17 protein-coding genes are annotated in these 17,696 nt (G+C 64.0%); 1 reads left to right on the forward strand and 16 read right to left on the reverse strand.

From position 1 onward, the window contains the following. The first annotated feature begins 389 nt into the window (after window positions 1-389). A complete protein-coding gene (gene ppsR, locus ACIGJB_RS08915; protein WP_483732294.1) occupies window positions 390-1,196 on the forward strand; it encodes a posphoenolpyruvate synthetase regulatory kinase/phosphorylase PpsR in 807 nt (268 codons plus the stop codon). 12 nt (window positions 1,197-1,208) lie between these two features. Here the strand turns inward: ppsR and ACIGJB_RS08920 are convergent, their stop codons facing one another. The 16 genes from ACIGJB_RS08920 to rpsB form a co-directional block, all read right to left on the reverse strand. Then, complete coding sequence (locus ACIGJB_RS08920) at window positions 1,209-1,994, reverse strand: TrmH family RNA methyltransferase (RefSeq protein WP_483729520.1); 786 nt, start codon at window positions 1,992-1,994, stop codon at window positions 1,209-1,211. Window positions 1,995-2,022: 28 nt separating this feature from the next. Further along, window positions 2,023-2,679 carry a ribonuclease HII gene (gene rnhB, locus ACIGJB_RS08925; RefSeq protein WP_483729521.1) on the reverse strand — a complete coding sequence of 219 codons (657 nt, stop codon included), beginning with the start codon at window positions 2,677-2,679 and terminating at the stop codon, window positions 2,023-2,025. Next, complete coding sequence (gene lpxB, locus ACIGJB_RS08930; protein ID WP_483732295.1) at window positions 2,679-3,812, reverse strand: lipid-A-disaccharide synthase; 1,134 nt, start codon at window positions 3,810-3,812, stop codon at window positions 2,679-2,681. The genes rnhB and lpxB overlap by 1 nt, the downstream gene beginning before the upstream one ends. An 87-nt stretch (window positions 3,813-3,899) precedes the next feature. After that, window positions 3,900-4,703, reverse strand: a complete 804-nt coding sequence (gene lpxA, locus ACIGJB_RS08935) for an acyl-ACP--UDP-N-acetylglucosamine O-acyltransferase (protein WP_483729522.1) — start codon at window positions 4,701-4,703, stop codon at window positions 3,900-3,902. Window positions 4,704-4,811: 108 nt separating this feature from the next. Further along, entirely contained in the window at window positions 4,812-5,264 is a 453-nt protein-coding gene (fabZ, locus tag ACIGJB_RS08940) for a 3-hydroxyacyl-ACP dehydratase FabZ (RefSeq protein ID WP_483729523.1), read from the reverse strand. Between the two features lie 15 nt (window positions 5,265-5,279). Further along, window positions 5,280-6,368 carry a UDP-3-O-(3-hydroxymyristoyl)glucosamine N-acyltransferase gene (gene lpxD, locus ACIGJB_RS08945; protein ID WP_483729524.1) on the reverse strand — a complete coding sequence of 363 codons (1,089 nt, stop codon included), beginning with the start codon at window positions 6,366-6,368 and terminating at the stop codon, window positions 5,280-5,282. Window positions 6,369-6,401: 33 nt separating this feature from the next. Beyond that, window positions 6,402-6,929 (reverse strand): OmpH/Skp family outer membrane protein, encoded by a 528-nt coding sequence (locus tag ACIGJB_RS08950; RefSeq protein WP_483708244.1) that lies wholly within the window; start codon window positions 6,927-6,929, stop codon window positions 6,402-6,404. A 21-nt stretch (window positions 6,930-6,950) separates the two neighbouring features. Continuing rightward, window positions 6,951-9,305, reverse strand: a complete 2,355-nt coding sequence (bamA, locus tag ACIGJB_RS08955) for an outer membrane protein assembly factor BamA (RefSeq protein WP_483729525.1) — start codon at window positions 9,303-9,305, stop codon at window positions 6,951-6,953. 99 nt (window positions 9,306-9,404) lie between these two features. Then, window positions 9,405-10,796: an RIP metalloprotease RseP gene (gene rseP, locus ACIGJB_RS08960; protein WP_483729526.1), complete on the reverse strand. Its 1,392-nt coding sequence runs from the start codon at window positions 10,794-10,796 to the stop codon at window positions 9,405-9,407. 120 nt (window positions 10,797-10,916) lie between these two features. After that, on the reverse strand, window positions 10,917-12,104 hold the full coding sequence (ispC, locus tag ACIGJB_RS08965) for a 1-deoxy-D-xylulose-5-phosphate reductoisomerase (RefSeq protein WP_483729527.1): 1,188 nt from the start codon (window positions 12,102-12,104) through the stop codon (window positions 10,917-10,919). Window positions 12,105-12,121: 17 nt separating this feature from the next. Then, entirely contained in the window at window positions 12,122-12,943 is an 822-nt protein-coding gene (locus ACIGJB_RS08970) for a phosphatidate cytidylyltransferase (protein ID WP_483729528.1), read from the reverse strand. Between the two features lie 39 nt (window positions 12,944-12,982). Further along, entirely contained in the window at window positions 12,983-13,753 is a 771-nt protein-coding gene (locus ACIGJB_RS08975; RefSeq protein ID WP_483732296.1) for an isoprenyl transferase, read from the reverse strand. 48 nt (window positions 13,754-13,801) lie between these two features. Beyond that, on the reverse strand, window positions 13,802-14,362 hold the full coding sequence (gene frr / locus ACIGJB_RS08980) for a ribosome recycling factor (RefSeq protein ID WP_483708249.1): 561 nt from the start codon (window positions 14,360-14,362) through the stop codon (window positions 13,802-13,804). Between the two features lie 106 nt (window positions 14,363-14,468). Beyond that, on the reverse strand, window positions 14,469-15,179 hold the full coding sequence (pyrH, locus tag ACIGJB_RS08985; RefSeq protein WP_483708250.1) for a UMP kinase: 711 nt from the start codon (window positions 15,177-15,179) through the stop codon (window positions 14,469-14,471). Between the two features lie 261 nt (window positions 15,180-15,440). Further along, on the reverse strand, window positions 15,441-16,319 hold the full coding sequence (tsf, locus tag ACIGJB_RS08990; RefSeq protein WP_483729529.1) for a translation elongation factor Ts: 879 nt from the start codon (window positions 16,317-16,319) through the stop codon (window positions 15,441-15,443). 298 nt (window positions 16,320-16,617) lie between these two features. Further along, complete coding sequence (rpsB, locus tag ACIGJB_RS08995) at window positions 16,618-17,361, reverse strand: 30S ribosomal protein S2 (protein WP_483729530.1); 744 nt, start codon at window positions 17,359-17,361, stop codon at window positions 16,618-16,620. Window positions 17,362-17,696 lie beyond the last annotated feature (335 nt).

A 17,696-nucleotide genomic window follows, 5' to 3' on the forward strand; every position in this document is an offset into this window, starting at 1 on the left:
GCCTCAAAACAAAGTAAGAAATCTGGCGCGACTGTCCGGTATGTTCTTGCTGTTCTGTTCCCGGAGCTCTGTTCATAAACAGATCGCTTGGCTAAACAACCCCGCGGAATGCAGGGGAATTGTGTTTTGTGGCTCTCGTCTCGCAGCGCACATTGTCAACAATTCCAGCCGGGAAGGCCGCACCGGCAAAGGCCCAACGGAATTGCTTAGCGAAAAGATCGCCGCTATTCTACCGTGCTGCGCCGCACTTTTCTGCGGAACATCCAATCTATTTATTCTGCTTGCCCATGTCTGAGCCTGTCGCGCCGGACGGCGCCCAGCCGGCAAATGCCGGTGCCACGCCGCAGTCTCCCCAACCCGTCACGAGCGACCGCCCCGCCACCCGAACGGTGTTCATCGTCTCGGACGGCACCGGCATTACCGCCGAAACGTTCAGCCACTCGATCCTGGCACAGTTCGAAATGCGCTTCCGCAAGGTGCGCATGCCGTTCGTCGATACTCCGGAAAAGGCACATATTGCCGTCGGGAAAATCAACGAAGCGTTCTACGCTGAAGGCGCTCCACCGATCGTCTTCACCACGCTCGTCAACCAGGAAGCGAACAAGGCACTGCGACGCGCCAAGGCGATGATCCTGGACATGTTCCAGACCTTCATCGAACCGCTGGAAAAGGAACTCGGGCTCAAGTCCACGCATGCGATCGGCCGCTTTCACCAGAACGCGGATACCGAGGCCTACAAGAACCGCATCGAGGCCATCAATTTCTCCCTCGCCCATGATGACGGCCAGTCACACAAGAACCTGCAGGAGGCCGACGTCATCCTCGTCGGCGTTTCGCGCAGCGGCAAGACCCCGACCAGCCTTTACCTGGCCATGCAGTACGGCCTGAAGGCGGCGAACTATCCGCTGATTCCCGACGACTTCGAGCGCGGCAAGCTGCCCAAGGCCCTGTACGACTACAAGAGCAAGATCTTCGGCCTTTCCATCGATCCTCAGCGGCTCACGGAAATTCGCAACGAGCGCCGCCCCGGCAGCAAGTACGCCGCCGTGGAAAACTGCCGATACGAGGTGAACGAAGCCGAGGCGATGATGCGCCGGGAAGGCATCAAGTGGCTGTCATCGACCCACAAGTCAATCGAGGAAATTGCTACGACCATCCTGCAGGAAATCAAGGTCGATAATCGCGACAACTACTGAACATCGCGGCGCCTAGGGCGCCGTACGCCGCTGCCGCACCGCCTCGAACAGGCAGATCGCGGTTGCCGCGCCTACGTTCAGCGATTCCAGGCCTCCGGGCTGCGGAATGCCGACGGTGCGCGCCACGCGCTCCATCCACGCGGCACTGACGCCTGCGCCTTCGTTGCCCACGATCCATGCAACCGGCTGGCGCAAGTCGGTATCAAACACCGCCGCATCGGCATGCGATGACGTCGCCAGCAGCGGCACGGCCAGCCGCGGTGCCAGCATGTCGACGGTGCAGTGCTCGACGATGTTCAGGTGGAAGTTGGCGCCCATGCCGGCGCGCAGCGTCTTGATCGACCACGCGAACGCGCAGCCGGTGCCCAGGAACGCGTGACGGATACCGGCCGCGGCCGCGCTCCGCAGGATCGACCCGACATTGCCGGCATCCTGCAAGCCATCGAGGATGATGCAGTCTTCCTCGATCCGCGCCGGCAAATGTCCCGGCGGCGTTTCGATCACCAGCATCAGGTCGATGCCATTGGCTACGCCGCTGACCTGCACGAACAGCGCGTCGGCCAGTACGACAACGCGCTGGCTGTCGATCTGTGCCAGCAAGGGCGCCACTTCGGCATGATCGTAGTGACGCTCCGACACCACGCAGCTGACCGGCTGCCCGAGCGCCGCGACATAGGCCTGGGCTAGATGCACGCCATCGAGCAGCGACTGCCCGGCCTTGCGGCGCTGGTGCGTCGACGTAGCCAGGGCCTTCAGATGTTTGAACAGCGCGTTGTCGCGCGAAGTGACGTGCTTCACAGGTTGATTCTCGATGCGCGCGCGGCGCTCAAAAGGCTGCCGGGCCGCGGGCCAATGCCTCGCGCACGGGTGCGAACGACCGCCGATGGTGCGGCGAAGCGCCGAATTGTGCGAGGGCCGCCAGGTGCTGCGGCGTCGGGTAGCCCGAGTGGGCGTCGAAGCCGTACTGCGGATAGGCGTCATGCAAGACCAGCAGCTCGCGGTCCCGCGCGACCTTCGCCAGGATGGACGCCGCCGAGATGGCCTTGACCAACGCATCGCCCTTGACGATCGCCTCGACCGGAAACGGGACCTGCGGGCAGCGGTTGCCATCTACCTGGACCAGGTCCGGCGTAATGCCCTTCTCAGCCAGTCCCTGCACTGCACGCTGCATGGCGAGCATGGATGCATGCAGGATGTTGATGGAATCGATCTCTTCCACGGTGGCGAAGGCGATATGCCAGCCCAGCGCGCGTTCGCAGATCTTGTCGTAGAGCTCCTCGCGCTTTTTCGCGGTAAGAATCTTCGAATCCGCGAGCCCGCGCAGCATCGGCCTGGCAGGATCGAACACCACGGCCGCGGCGTACACCGGTCCCGCCAGCGGGCCCCGGCCGGCCTCGTCGACACCGCAAACGAACCGGACGCTCGCCGCTACCGGCGCAAGGTCGAGTCCCATTTGCGGAGATGGCGAATTGCGGCGCGCCATCAGGCCAGCCCTCTCGCATGCATCAGGTCGACGACCACGTCGGCGGCAATCTGCGCCGTATTGCACTTGAGCGTTTCATGCATGCGCGTGAAGTGTTCGTACAGGAAGGCGATATTGCCCTGGTCATTGAGCTGCAGCAGCGTCTCGCGCGCCAGCGCTTCCGGCGTGGCATCGTCCTGCAGCAACTCGGGCACGACAAAGCGACCTGACAGGATATTCGGCAGGCCGACGTAGGGCAGGTAGCCCTGCCGCTTCATGATCTGCGCGGTCAGCCAGGGCACCTTGTACGAGATCACCATCGGCTTCTTGTACAGCGCCGCTTCGAGCGTCGCGGTGCCGCTGGCCAGCAGCACCACATCGGCGGATTCCATGGCCAGGTGCGAATTGCCATCGACAATCGTCAGGCGCAGCTCCGGATACTGCTGGTGCAGGCTCTCCACGATGGCGCGCAACGGCGCGCTCGCGGCCGGCAGCACGAACGCCAGGTTCGGATCCATGCGCTGCATCTGCGCCATGGCGGCAAAGAACGTGGCGCCGAGATTGCGCACCTCGGACTGCCTGCTGCCCGGCAGCACCGCTACCACGCGATGGCCCGCAGGCAGGCCCAGCGCCGCGCGCGCGCCCGCGACATCGGGCACCATCGGAATGACGTCGGCCAGCGGATGGCCCACATAGGTGGCCGGAATACCGGCCTTGGCATAGATCTCGGGCTCGAACGGAAACAGGCAGAGAATGTGGTCAACCGCGCGCGCGATGGTGCGGATGCGCCCGCCCCGCCAGGCCCAGATCGACGGGCTGACGAAATGGACCACCGGAATCCCCGCGCGCCGCAGTGGCACCTCGAGCCCGAAATTGAAGTCCGGCGCATCGACGCCAATAAAGCAGGCCGGCGGATTCGCCAGCAGCGAATCACGGATGGCGCGGCGCGTGGCCAGGATCTCGCGCAGCGAACCCAGGACCTCGACGTAGCCGTTGACCGACAGTGTCTCCATCGGCCAGTGGGAAACAAATCCCTCCGCCATCATGCGCTTGCCGCCGATGCCGGCATAGCTGACCGTATCGCCCAGCCGGGCCTTGAGCCCGCCCAGCATCAACGATGCCAGCAGGTCGCCGGAGGCTTCACCGGCCACCATGGCAATGGTGCCGCGCTGGCTTGCGTGGCTTGCAGTACCGTCAGGCGAGCTGCCCCGAATCGCGACGTCGACCATGTCCGGCCAGTCTTAGCGCACGATGCCGCGCTGGGTGGCGGCAATGAAGTCCAGGAACGCGCGCAGGGGCTCTGCGGTGCTCGCATCGGCTTGTGCCAGCAGGGCACCAATTTCATTGCGGGCGTCGTCGAAGCTGAGATCCGACTTGTAAAGCAGCTTGTAAGCCTGGCGCAGCGCGGCAATCTGCGCGGCGTCAAAGCCGCGGCGGCGCAGGCCTTCTACGTTGACGCCGTGCGGCGTGGCCTTGTTGCCGCTCTTGTCGCTGGCCGCGATCACGAACGGCGGCACGTCCTGCACCAGGGCGGAAGCACCGCCCAGCATGGCATGGGCACCGATGCGCACGAACTGGTGTACGCCGCTCATGCCGCCGAGGATCGCCCAGTCGCCCACTTCCACGTGGCCGGCGATCTGTGCATTGCTGGAGAACACCGTGTGGTTGCCCACCGAGCAGTCATGCGCGATGTGCACGTAGGCCATGATCCAGTTGTCGCTGCCGATCGTGGTCACGCCGCGATCCTGCACCGTGCCGGTGTGGATCGTGGTGAATTCGCGGATGGTGTTGCGATCGCCGATATCGAGCCGGGTCGGCTCGTTGCGGTACTTCATGTCCTGCGGCACACCGCCCACCGAAGCGTACGGGCCAATCTTGTTGCCTTCGCCGATCGTGGTATGGCCTTCGACCGTCGAGTGCGCGCCGATCTGGGTGCCGCTGCCGATCCGCACATTCGGCCCGACAATGGAAAACGGGCCAACGGTCACGTCGGCCGCAAGTTCTGCTTTCGGGTCGACCAGTGCGGTGGGATGGATTTGCGTCATACGTCCTGTCCTGTTGGTCTGGTGTCTGGGGGCGTGGCTGGGCCGCCCCGGCCCAGGCGTGGCGGCAGGTAGCCGCCGTGCCGGCGGCGCTGCCGCGGGCAGTTGGACTCAGGCGTCAGCCTGCTTGACGGTGCACATCAGCTCCGCCTCGCACGCTACCTTGTCGTCCACCGTGGCAAATGCCTTGAACTTCCAGATGCCGCGGATATAGCGCTCCACGGTCACATTCATATGCAACTGGTCGCCCGGATAGACGACCTGCTTGAAGCGCGCGCCGTCGATGCCGACGAAGTAGTACAGCGCGCCTTCCTTGCGCTCCATGTCGGCGCCAAAGGTCAGCAGGCCGGCCGATTGGGCCAGCGCTTCCAGGATCATCACGCCGGGCATGACCGGCTGGCCGGGGAAATGTCCCTGGAAGAACGGCTCGTTGATGGTGACGTTCTTCAGCGTCTTGATACGCTTCTGCGGATCGAACTCGAGCACGCGGTCCACCAGCAGCATCGGGTAGCGATGGGGCAGCAGCTTGAGGATCTTGCGAATGTCGATTTCGGCGGCGGTCATGATCTTTCTCTAGTCTTAGTCTTGTGAGGTTTGGGTCCCGGCGGACTGGCCGCGCAGGCGGCGCTCCAGCTGCATGACGCGTTCGCGCAGCTTGGTCAGGCCGCGCACGATCGCAGCGTTGCGCTCCCATTCGCCATGCGGCAGGAACGGGAACACACTGGTGAAGTGGCCGCCGGGCTTGGTAATGGATTTCGTGATCGAGGTCCCGCCTGATACCGTAGTGCGATCGGCGATGGTCAGGTGCCCCGAGAAATTCGCGGCACCGCCGATCACGCAGAACCGTCCGATGCGCGTGCTGCCCGACACCGCCGCGCAGCCCGCAATCACCGTATGGGCGCCAACCCGCACGTTGTGCGCGATCTGGACCTGGTTGTCGATCTTGCAGCCGTCTTCGATGACGGTATCGGCCATCGCGCCGCGGTCGATGGCGGTATTCGCGCCAACTTCGATATCGTTGCCGAGCACTGCCCGGCCCGTCTGCGGAATCTTCACGTATTCGACGCCGGTGGGGCCGATGTCCGGCGCAAAGCCGAACCCGTCCGCACCGATCACGACCCCGCTGTGCAGGATCGCGCGCGCGCCGACCACGCAATCGTGGTAGACCGACACATTGGCGTAGATCAGCGAATCGTCGCCGATCTCCGCGTTGGCGCCGACGAAGCCGTTGGCCAGGATACGCACGCGCTCGCCAATGCGCGCCCCGGCTTCGATCACCACGTTTGGCCCGATGAAGCATGAAGCCGGAACGGCAACCCCCGGGGCAACGCTGGCGCGCGGGTCGATGCCCGTGCGCGTGTCGCGGTTGGCTTTATCGAAGCGCTGCGCAATCCAGGCAAAGCAGACGTACGGATTGCGTGCCACCAGCCAGTTGCGGCCGTCGGCCTGCCCCTGCGCACGGATGCGCTCCAGATCCGGCGCCGACACGATCACCGCACTGGCATTGGAAGCCAGCGCCTGCGACAGGTAGAGCGGATTGGAGAGAAACGAGAGTTCGCCGGGACCGGCCTGGTCCAGCGGAGCCAGGCCAATGATCGCGAGGTCGGGATCACCCACAACCTGCGCGCCGTTCTCGGTGGCGAGCTGCCCCAGTGTGGGTGTCTCCATGGCGGTACTTCCTGAAAAGAAACAGCCAGCGGCTTACTTGCCGCCAGCGTTCAGCGCCTTCATCACATCGTCGGTGATGTCGATGCGCGGGTTCACATACACCGCTTCCTGCACGATCAGGTCGTACTTGCGCTGCTCGGCAAGTGAGCGGATCACGCGGTTGGCGCGCTCGAGCACCTGTGCCAGTTCCTCATTGCGGCGCTGGTTCAAGTCCTCGCGAAATTCGCGCTGCTTGCGCTGGAACTCGCGGTCCAGGTCCGCAACTTCACGCTGGCGGCGCTGGCGGTCGGAGTCGGCCAGCACGGCCGTGTCCTTGTCCAGCTTGTCGGCCATGCCCTTGATCTTCTGGGCCATGTCCTGCAGCTCGCGGTCGCGCTTGGAGAACTCCTGCTCCAGCTTGACTTGCGCGGCCTTGGCCGGCTGCGAATCGCGCAGGATGCGCTCGGAATTCACGGCAGCAATGCGGGCTTCTTGGGCCATCGCCGGTGCTGCCGCGCACAGCGCCGCAGCTGCCACGGCGGCGGCGCTCAGGGTCTTGACCAATTTGGATTTTGTATTCATGAAACAGATCCTTTTACAGAATCAGAACGCAGTGCCGATCTGGAACTGGAAGCGCTGAACCTTGTCGGTATCGTCCTTCTTCAACGGGAAGCCCATGCTGATCTTCAGCGGGCCGATCGGCGACAGCCACGACATGCCGAAACCGGTCGAGTACTTCAGTTCGCTGAACGACAGCGGCGCGCCTTCCTGGTACACGTTACCAAAGTCGAAGAAGGTGAACAGGCGCAGGGTGCGGTCCACGCCCGAGCCCGGCAGCGGGAAGATGAATTCCACGTTACCGATCATCTTGGACGCACCACCCACCGGGTTGCCGTTCTGGTCCTTCGGGCCCAGCGTGCTGGTCTGGTAGCCACGCACCGAGCCGATACCACCGGCGTAGAAGTACTTGTACACCGGGAACGGCGTGTTGCCATAGCCGTGGCCATAGGCGACTTCACCGTTAAGCGCGAGCGTGAAGGCCTTCGAAAGCGGATAGAAGTACTGCTGCTGCACGCTGGCGCGGTAGTACTGCACGTCGCCGCCCGGGATCCCGACTTCCAGGTTGGCCTGGGTGTAAGGGCCCTTGGTCGGCACCAGCGCCGAGTCACGACGGTCACGCGCCCAGCCGATCGTGAACGGGAAGTTGTTGATCGGCGACGCAGTACCCACGGTCTGGCCGGCCGGAAGCTTGCCAATGTCGTGCAGGAACTTGACGTACTGGGCCGGCGTATTCGGCGAGACCGAGATACGGGTCCATTCGTAGCCGATGCCGAAGAACACGGTATCGACTTCCGAGAACGGCACGCCGAACTTGAAGCCGCCACCCGCCGTTTCGATCTTGTAGTCCTGGTCGCCGGTGTAGTACAGCGGACGCGACGTACGGTAGTAAATATCGGTCGAGCGGCTGATGCCATCCACCGTGAAGTACGGGTCGTACTGCGTCAGCGCGATGGTACGGAACGACTTGGCGGTGTTCACGTCCAGGCCCAGGCTGGTACCGGAGCCGAACACGTTGTCCTGGCGCAGGCCGGCCTGCAACACCAGCTTGTCCGTGGACGAGAAGCCCACGCCCAGGCTGATCTGGCCGGTCGGCTTTTCAGTCACATTGACGTTCACATCGACCTGGTCAGGCGCGCCGGCCACGTCTTCCGTGGTGATGTTGGTGTCGGTGAAGTAGCCGGTACGGTTGATACGCGCCTGGGACTGCTGGAGCTTCTCGCTGTCGAACCACGAGCTTTCCATCTGGCGCATTTCGCGGCGCACCACTTCGTCGCGGGTCTTGCTGTTGCCGACCACGTTCACGCGGCGCACGTACACGCGGCGGCCCGGATCGACCATCAGCGTCAGCGCGACTTCGCGCTTTTCCTGATCGATCTGCGGCTGCGGGTTGATCGTCGTGAACGCATAGCCATAGGTGCCGAGCAGGTCCGTAATGGACTTGGTGCTGGCCGTCAGCTTCTCGGACGAGAAAATATCGCCCTTCTTCAGCTGCAGCAGCTTTTCCATTTCCTCCTGCTTGCCGAGCAGTTCGCCGGCCAGGCGAATATCGGACACCTTGTACTGCTCGCCTTCCTTGATGTTCAGCGTCAGGTAGATGTCCTTCTTGTCCGGCGTGATCGACACCTGGGTCGACTCGATGGCGAATTCCAGGTAACCGCGGTTCAGGTAGTACGAACGCAGCGCTTCCAGGTCAGCCGTGAGCTTCTGCTTGGAGTAGAGGTCGTTCTTGGTGTACCAGGACAGCCAGTTCGGCGTGGACAGCTGCATCTCGTCGCGCAGCGTGCCTTCCTTGAAGGCCTTGTTGCCGACAATATTGATCTGCTTGATCTTGGCGACCGGGCCCTCTTCCACGTTGAACACGACCGACACGCGGTTGCGGTCCACCGGCGTGATCGTGGTCTGCACGTCGGCCGCGTAATAGCCGCGGGCCACGTACTGGCGCTTCAGTTCCTGCTCCGCCTTGTCGATCAGGGCCTTGTCGTAGTAGCGCGCTTCGGCGACACCCACGGCGCGCAGCGAGCGGCGCAGCGTGTCCTTGTCGAATTCCTTGATGCCGACGAATTCGAGCTGCGAAATAGCCGGGCGCTCTTCCACCTGCACGACCAGCACGCCGTCTTCGGCGCGGATCTGCACGTCCTTGAAGAAGCCCGTGTTATACAGGGCGCGAATGGCGTCGGCGCCCTTGTCGTCGGTGAACGTCTCGCCCACGCGGACGGGAAGATAGCCAAAGACCGTACCGGGTTCCACGCGTTGCAGACCCTCAACGCGGATGTCCTTCACGACAAACGGATCGGCGGCCCAGCCTGCCGGGCTCCAGGCTGCAATAATGGCACTCGCTAGCAAGCCCAGCGAGATGCGCTTATGTCTGATCAATCTTGATCCCCTCTTTGATTCCATCCAGGATTGCGCTCCGATGCTTCGTGGGACTGCGCCTGTCAATAGCGTCCCGGGCGACGGTGTCGGCAACACGACCGCCCTGCTTGCCGTTACCTGTTTCTAGCCATTGGCCAGGAACATCCGGCTGACGTCATTGAACAAAGCGAGCGAAGTCAGGAGCAAGATGCAGGCGATGCCTACCTTCTGCAGCATTGCCTGCCAGTGGTCTGGGACGGGCCTGCCAGTCAAAAATTCCACGCAATAATACAGCAAATGCCCCCCATCCAGAACCGGAATAGGTAACAAATTCAGCACGCCGAGGCTGACGCTGACCAGCGCCAGGAAGCTGACAAAGGCCTGCACGCCGAGGTGCGCGGCACGTCCGGCGTAGTCCGCCACGGTCAGCGGGCCGCTCAGGTTCTGCAGCGAAGCCTGCCCGATCAGCATCTTGCCGAGCAGCTTGAGCGACAGCACGCTGGTGCTCCAGACCTGGCCGGTGGCACGGGACAGCGCTTCTACCGGCCCATAGCGCACGGTTTCCATCTGCACCGCCTGGGTAAGCGCCGCGCCCAGCTTGCCCGACGGGGCTGCCCCATGGGCGTCGCCTTCGCGGGGTGGCGTGCTGTCCAGCGTTACCGGAACATCGACGCGCCGGCCACCGCGTTCGATGCCCAGCACCACGCGCTGGCCCGGATGCGCGCGCACTGCCTTGATCAGTTCAGTGGCCTGCGTGAGCGATGTGCCCTGCCATGCCACGACCCGATCGCCCGGCTTGAGCCCGGCCCGTTCCGCCGCGGAACCGGGCAGGACTTCCGTGATCGTCACAGGGCCACCCTTCAGCGCCAGGCCCATCATGGCAAGCGGATCCTGATCAGGATTGCTGCCGGTGCTCGGCAGCCGGGCCAGCGTCAGGTCGCGCTCGCCGCCGTCTGTGCCGCGCACGCGCAGCACGGCGCGCGCGTCACCGAAGCCTTCGGCAAATACCGCCATGCGCAGCTCGTTCCACGAACGGATGGCTGCTTTACTCCCGTTGGCCTCCAATGACAGCACCCGGTCGCCTTCGCGCACGCCGGCCTGGGCCGCCATCGTGCCGCTCGCCGGAGCTGTAAGGATGGGTGCCGGCTCGCGCATCCCGCCTGTAAGGAGTGCGAAGTACAGTACGATCGCCAGCACGAAATTGGCCAGAGGTCCCGCCGCGACAATGATGAAGCGCTTGCCCACCGGCTGCCGGTTGAAGGCGCGCGGCAGCTCGGCCGGGTCGATGGCCGCATCGTGCTCGGGGTCCCGTTCGCGCTCGTCCAGCATCTTGACGTAGCCGCCCAGCGGGATCGCCGCGACGGTCCATTCCGTGCGGTCCCTTCCCTTGGAAGTCCAGCGCAGCAGCGGCCGGCCGAAGCCGATCGAAAACCGCAGAACCTTGACTCCGCAAGCGCGCGCGGCAAGGTAGTGGCCCATCTCGTGCACGAAGATCAGCACGCACAGGGCGACGACAAAGGCGATTACGGTTTGCATGGCAGGGTCGTCAGGAAAGTTGGCCGGACTGGCGGTGGCCAGGCCGCATGACGGTCGCACGTGTCATGGGCGCGCGCCATCGCAGCATTGCCATTGTCGCAGATGCCACTGGCCACGCTGTCAGCGCGGCGCGCTGATTGTCAGCTCCTGCAGACAGGCACGTGCAGTGTGCCGCGCCTTCTGGTCGGCATCGAGCACGCATTCAAGCGAATCGGCCGCATGATTGGGTGTACTTTCCAGCACGTTGCCAACGATCCGTGCGATGTCGGTAAAGCGGACGCTACCCTGCAGGAATGCGTCCACAGCCACTTCGTTGGCCGCATTCAGCACCGCCGGCGCCACGCCACCCGCGCGCAGCGCGTCGAAGGCCAGTGCCAGGCAGGGAAAGCGTTCCAGGTCCGGCTTCTCGAAATTTAGCGCGCCGGCCAGCGTCAGGTCCAGCGCGGAAACCCCCGCATCGATCCGCTCGGGATAGGCCAGGCCATAGGCGATCGGCGTGCGCATATCCGGATTCCCCAACTGCGCCAGCACCGAACCGTCCCGATAGGCGACCATCGAATGCACGATGCTCTGCGGGTGAATCAGCACTTCAATATGCTCGGCCGGTGCCGCGAACAGCCAGTGGGCCTCGATGACCTCCAGCCCCTTGTTCATCATGGTGGCCGAATCTACCGAGATCTTGCGACCCATGACCCAGTTCGGGTGGGCGCAGGCCTGGTCCGGCGTGATGTCATGCAGCGTGGAGGGGTCGCGCGTACGGAACGGACCGCCCGACGCCGTCAGCACGACCTTGGCCACACCGGCGCGATAGCGCTGATCGTTCGCCGGCAGGCACTGGAAGATGGCGTTGTGTTCGCTGTCGATCGGCAGCAGCGTGGCGCCGTGCTCGCGAACCGCATCCATGAAGATGCGCCCGGACATCACCAGCGCTTCCTTGTTGGCCAGCAGTACGCGCTTGCCGGCGCGCGCGGCCGCCAGGGTGGGACGCAGTCCTGCCGCACCGACGATCGCGGCCATGACCGAGTCGGTCTGCGCATCGCTCGCGACCGACTCCAGCGCGGCCTCGCCGTGGCTGACTTCGGTCGTGACCCCGGCGGCGCGCAGCAGCGCTTCCAGCTCCCGAGCGGCTTCCGGCGTGCCGACGACGGCGCGGGCGGGCCTGAACTCGATGCAGCTCGCCGCCAGTTTCTGCACCTGCCGGTGCGCGGTCAGGGCATGTACTGCATACCGGTCGGCGTGGCGCCGCACCACGTCGAGCGTGCTTTCGCCGATCGAGCCGGTAGCGCCGAGGATGGTAATTCGATGCATATCAGGACAGAACGGCTTCAGAAATAGGTCACCATCAGGGCCGCCAGCGGAAACACCGGCACCAGGGCATCAATGCGATCCAGCACGCCGCCGTGGCCCGGCAACAGCCGGCTGCTGTCTTTCATGCCGACCTGCCGCTTGAGCAGGGACTCGAAGAGGTCGCCAATGATACTGGCCGCAACCAGCAGCGTGGTCAAGAGCGCCACCAGCACCAGCCCGCCATGGTCGGCCATGACCGAGAACCAGGTCGGAGCGAACGCATGCGTTGCCGCCAGGCTCAGGCCGATCAGCATGGCCAGCAGCCAGCCGCCGATAGCGCCTTCCCACGACTTGCCCGGGCTGATGGATGGCGCCAGCTTGCGCCGGCCGATGGCCTTGCCGACGAAATAGGCGCCTATGTCGGCGGCCCACACCAGCACCGCAGCCGTCAGCAGCACGCCGATGCCGGCGCCACGCAGGATCATCGTTGCGTGCCCGAAGGCGGGCAGCATGATCAGGCCGAGAATGGCTCCCAGGAGGGTAAAGCCCGCTGTTGCCGAACGTACCCCGCGCGCGAGAAGCACCAACGCAACGCCCCAGCAGACCACGGCTGCCTGCAGCAGCCAGACCAGGCCATGGCGTGACGGGAGATCATGCCAGGCGATCAGGGCCAGCAGGCAGGCCACCGCATAGACGTAAGGCCAGGCGCCGCGCAGGCCGATAAGCCGCCCGAACTCCCAGCCGCCGAGCAGCACGATCACCGCGACCAGGCCGGCCAGCGCCGAAGGCGGCGCCAGGAACAGGATCGGCAGTATCAGCAGCAACAGGCACAGGGCGGTGATGACGCGGGTGAGAAGCATGCGCTGCTAGTCCCGTGGAAAGGTGGATTGGCCTGCCGCTCAGGCAGTGCCGGACAGCCCCGGCGCAACCAGCTGCGCGCTGGTGCGGCCAAAGCGGCGTTCACGCTGGCGATACGAGGCAAAGGCCTTGTCCAGCTCGGCCGCATCGAAGTCCGGCCAGTAGACGTCCGTGAAATACAGCTCGGAATAGGCCAGCTGCCACAACAGGAAATTACTGATGCGCTGCTCGCCCCCGGTCCGGATAAACAGATCCGGCTCCGGCGCGTAGGACATCGCCAGGTGCGGTGCCAGCACCGACTCGTCGATCGACTCGGGATCGAGCATCGGCGAGCGTGCCAGCATCTTGCGCATGGCCTGCAGCAGGTCCCAGCGACCGCCGTAGTTGGCGGCGATGGTCACGGTCAGGCCGCTGTTGCCCGCCGTGCGCGCCTCGGCATCCTTGATCAGTTGCTGGATGCGCGGGCTGAAGCGGCCCAGGTCGCCCACCACCCGCACGCGGATATTGTTCGCGTGCATCTTGACCACTTCGCGGCGCAGAGCGGTCATGAACAGGCGCATCAGGAACGAGACCTCGTCCGCGGGGCGGCGCCAGTTCTCCGAGCTGAACGCAAACAAGGTCAGGAATTTCACGCCGCGAGCGGCGCTGGCCTCCACCACCGCGCGCACGGCGTCCAGCCCGCGACTATGACCGGCCACGCGCGGCAGATGGCGTTGCGTCGCCCAGCGGCCGTTGCCATCCATGATGATGGCAACGTGGCGGGGCACATAAGTGGTGTCAGGGACGGCGAGCGTTGAACTGATGTGCTGCATGGTGGCAAACGACACTGAAGACTCCGGCGGCAAGGCGCTGGGCAGTCGTCAGACCGTCATGATCTCCTTCTCTTTTTCGGCGACCAGCTTGTCGATTTCGGCCACGAACTTGTCGGTCAGCTTCTGCACGTCGTCCTGGCCACGGCGCTCGTCGTCCTCGGAGATGGTCTTGTCCTTGACCAGCTTCTTGAACTGCTCGTTGGCGTCACGACGCAGGTTGCGCACCGCTACCTTGGCGCCCTCGGCCTCGCCCTTGACCACCTTCGTCAGTTCCTTGCGGCGCTCTTCGGTCAGGGCCGGCATCGGCACGCGGATGACTTCGCCCATGGTGGCCGGGTTCAGGCCCAGGTCGCAGTCGCGGATGGCCTTCTCGATCGCGCCAACCATCTTCTTTTCCCAGGGCTGGACGGTAATGGTGCGGGCATCGCCCAGACCGACGTTCGCCACCTGGCTGATCGGTACCATCGAACCGTAGTAGTCCACCTGTACGTGGTCGAGCAGGCCGGTGTGGGCACGGCCGGTGCGGACTTTAGCCAGATCGGCCTTGAAGGCCTCGATCGACTTCTGCATCTTCTGCTCGACGCTCTTCTTGGTTTCGGCGACGCTCATCATTACCTCCGGAAATCAGCTACCAGGATCCCGGCATCCCGGGATCGAAAATGAATCATTCTACTCTTTGCCGGGCCGCGCACCAGATTTCGCGCCCGGACGGCCTTCAGACGTGGACCAGCGTACCTTCGTCCTCGCCCAGGATCACGCGCTTGAGCGCGCCCGGCTTGACGATCGAGAACACCTTGATCGGCAGCTTCTGGTCGCGGCACAGCGCAAAGGCCGTGGCGTCCATGACCTGCAGGTTCCGCGAGATGGCCTCGTCGAACGTAATCGTGGTGTAGCGCGTGGCGCTCGGGTCCTTCTTGGGGTCAGCCGTATACACGCCGTCCACCTTGGTGGCCTTGAGCACGATCTCGGCGCCGATCTCCGCGCCGCGCAGCGCCGAAGCGGTGTCGGTGGTGAAGAACGGGTTGCCGGTGCCGGCGGCGAAGATCACCACCTTGCCCTCTTCGAGCTGGCGAATGGCGCGCGGACGGATGTAAGGCTCGACCACCTGGTCCATGCGCAGCGCGGACTGGACGCGGCCTTCGATATTGGCATGGCGCATGGCGTCCTGCAGGGCCAGCGCGTTCATCATGGTGGCCAGCATGCCCATGTAGTCGGCCGTGGCGCGATCCATGCCGGCGGCACCGCCCGCGACGCCGCGGAAGATATTGCCACCGCCGATCACGACCGCGACCTGGACGCCGAGCTTCACGATCTCGGCAATGTCATTGACCATCCCTTCGATGGTGGCGCGGTTGATGCCGAAGGCATCGTCGCCCATGAGGGCTTCACCGGAGAGTTTCAGTAGGACGCGCTTGTAGGCTGGCATGTTCACCCTCGGACAGGAGCAAGTCGCTCGATTTGAGACGTATAGTTTTGATACACCCGTGCGGCAGGCCGCGCGAATGCCGGATTGAACCGGTTTTCGGGGTCACCCGCGACGGGCGGATGACGCCGGAAACTGGCTGTTGCAGTGCACAGACCGCGTGCTGCTGCTTCGATCCTACTTACACAGAGGGGCACCTCGCGGCGCCCCTTCGGCATTATAGGCGGCGTGCCAACCCGCAAGGGTGGCACCCCGCCCCGGACATCAGCCCTTCTGTGCAGCGGCCACCTGGGCGGCCACTTCGGCAGCGAAGTCGTCCTGCTTCTTCTCGATGCCTTCGCCCACGACGTACAGGGTGAAGCCCTTCACGGTGGTGTTGGCAGCCTTGAGCATCTGCTCGACGGTCTGCTTGTCGTTCTTCACGAACGGCTGGTTGAACAGCGACACTTCCTTCAGGTACTTCTGGACCGAACCCTCCACCATCTTGGCGGCGATTTCAGCCGGCTTGCCCGATTCGGCAGCCTTCTGCTCGGCAATGCTGCGTTCCTTGGCGATCAGCTCGGCAGGAACCTGCTCGGCCGACAGCGACACCGGCTTCATGGCGGCCACGTGCATGGCGACGTCCTTGGCGGCAGCTTCGTCGCCATCGAACTCGACCATCACGCCGATACGGGTGCCGTGCAGGTACGAAACCAGCTTGCCGCCGTTGGCGTAGCGCACGAAGCGGCGGATCGTCAGGTTCTCGCCGATCTTGCCGATCAGGGCGGTACGGGTGGCTTCAACGCTCACGCCGTCGATTTCCAGCGCCGACAGCGCAGCCACGTCGGCCGGGTTCTGCTTGGCGATCAGTTCGGCAACCTTGGCCGAGAAAGCCAGGAAGTCGTCGTTCTTGGAGACGAAATCGGTCTCGCAGTTCAATTCGACCAGCACGCCGGTGGTGCCGTCGATGAACGAGGCGACCACGCCTTCTGCGGTCACGCGCGATGCGGCCTTGCTGGCCTTGTTGCCCAGCTTGACGCGCAGCAGTTCTTCAGCCTTGTTCAGGTCGCCGTCGGCCTCGGTCAGGGCCTTCTTGCATTCCATCATCGGCGCGTCGGTCTTCGCGCGCAGTTCAGCCACCATGCTTGCGGTAATTGCCGCCATTTGTCACTCCTTGAATGGTTCGCGCCGGGTGCCCCAGTTTCCTGTCTGGCAACCGGCCGGGGGGTGTACAGCTTCACCCGCGGCAGAGCTTGCCTGCGGCGGATGACAACAATCCACATACTGCAAATTCAAAAAAAGGGGGCGCCGGATGTGCCCCCTTTTCTTCTTGTCGCCGTGCCGAGGCCGGTATTCACCGGCTCCGCGCAACGCCCCGTACCTTTTGCCAGGTCCGGTGGCCGATGCATTGAGATCGTTCCGTGGCGATGCGCGTGATCGGGGTCCTCTCGGCAGCCGGCTATCAGCCTTCCTGCACGTCGACGAAGTCGTCACCGCCGCGAGCGGCTTCGACAACTTCCTGAACGGCGTTGGCACGGCCTTCCAGGATCGCGTCAGCCACGCCGCGCACGTACAGGGCCACAGCCTTGGACGAGTCGTCGTTGCCCGGGATCACGTAGTCGATGCCTTCCGGCGAGTGGTTGGTATCGACCACGCCGATCACGGGGATGCCCAGCTTCTTGGCTTCGGTCACGGCAATCTTGTGGTAGCCGACGTCCACCACGAAGATGGCGTCAGGCACGCCGCCCATGTCCTTGATGCCGCCGATCGACTTTTCCAGCTTGATCATTTCGCGCTCGAACATCAGCGCTTCCTTCTTGCTCATGGTTTCCAGCGCGCCGGCTTCCTTGGCGGCTTCCATGTCCTTCAGGCGCTTGATCGAGGTCTTGACCGTCTTGAAGTTGGTCAGCATGCCGCCGAGCCAGCGCGCGTCGACGTACGGCATGCCGGCGCGGCCAGCTTCTTCAGCCAGGATTTCACGCGACTGGCGCTTGGTACCCACGAACATGACGGTGCCGCGATTGGCAGCCAGTTGACGCACATACTTCATTGCGTCCTGGAACATCGGCAACGTCTTTTCGAGGTTGATGATGTGGATCTTGTTGCGGTGACCGAAGATGAAGGGGGCCATCTTCGGGTTCCAGAAGCGGGTCTGGTGGCCGAAGTGGCAACCGGCTTCCAGCATTTCGCGCATGGTAACGGACATGTGATACTCCAATAGGGTTAGGTCTGAAGTCCGCCCCGACATTCCTGAAAAGGAACACCCCGGATGGGCGGACCAGCGATTTCACGATTTCAAAACGACCGGCAGCGGCAAAGGTTGCACCGCAATCAGGCCAGCCCGCTATTCTAGCAATAAATGCCCGCACCACTCAAGCGGAGCCGAACGCTGCCGATGGGGACGCTGAAGAACGGCCTGCCCCTCTCATCTGACCCCGATTGCCGGGCGAACCGCTGCGATGGAGCCCCGATGGTGCGATAATCCCACATTCCCTATTCGATTCTGGCGCGGCCCGTGGCCTCGCCTTCACTTTTTCTGGC

It is taken from the genome of Cupriavidus sp. C2SS-8b (assembly GCF_057073745.1).

Coding starts and splice junctions, on each gene's coding strand:
- rnhB (WP_483729521.1), bottom strand. CDS start 2,679: ATGGCGCGCCGCAATTCGCCATCTCCGCAAATGGGACTCGACCTTGCG.
- tsf (WP_483729529.1), bottom strand. CDS start 16,319: ATGGCGGCAATTACCGCAAGCATGGTGGCTGAACTGCGCGCGAAGACC.
- bamA (WP_483729525.1), bottom strand. CDS start 9,305: ATGGAATCAAAGAGGGGATCAAGATTGATCAGACATAAGCGCATCTCG.
- ACIGJB_RS08950 (WP_483708244.1), bottom strand. CDS start 6,929: ATGAATACAAAATCCAAATTGGTCAAGACCCTGAGCGCCGCCGCCGTG.
- rpsB (WP_483729530.1), bottom strand. CDS start 17,361: ATGTCCGTTACCATGCGCGAAATGCTGGAAGCCGGTTGCCACTTCGGC.
- ispC (WP_483729527.1), bottom strand. CDS start 12,104: ATGCATCGAATTACCATCCTCGGCGCTACCGGCTCGATCGGCGAAAGC.
- ACIGJB_RS08975 (WP_483732296.1), bottom strand. CDS start 13,753: ATGCAGCACATCAGTTCAACGCTCGCCGTCCCTGACACCACTTATGTG.
- lpxD (WP_483729524.1), bottom strand. CDS start 6,368: ATGGAGACACCCACACTGGGGCAGCTCGCCACCGAGAACGGCGCGCAG.
- fabZ (WP_483729523.1), bottom strand. CDS start 5,264: ATGACCGCCGCCGAAATCGACATTCGCAAGATCCTCAAGCTGCTGCCC.
- ACIGJB_RS08970 (WP_483729528.1), bottom strand. CDS start 12,943: ATGCTTCTCACCCGCGTCATCACCGCCCTGTGCCTGTTGCTGCTGATA.
- lpxB (WP_483732295.1), bottom strand. CDS start 3,812: ATGGTGGCCGGTGAAGCCTCCGGCGACCTGCTGGCATCGTTGATGCTG.
- frr (WP_483708249.1), bottom strand. CDS start 14,362: ATGAGCGTCGCCGAAACCAAGAAGAGCGTCGAGCAGAAGATGCAGAAG.
- rseP (WP_483729526.1), bottom strand. CDS start 10,796: ATGCAAACCGTAATCGCCTTTGTCGTCGCCCTGTGCGTGCTGATCTTC.
- pyrH (WP_483708250.1), bottom strand. CDS start 15,179: ATGCCAGCCTACAAGCGCGTCCTACTGAAACTCTCCGGTGAAGCCCTC.
- lpxA (WP_483729522.1), bottom strand. CDS start 4,703: ATGACGCAAATCCATCCCACCGCACTGGTCGACCCGAAAGCAGAACTT.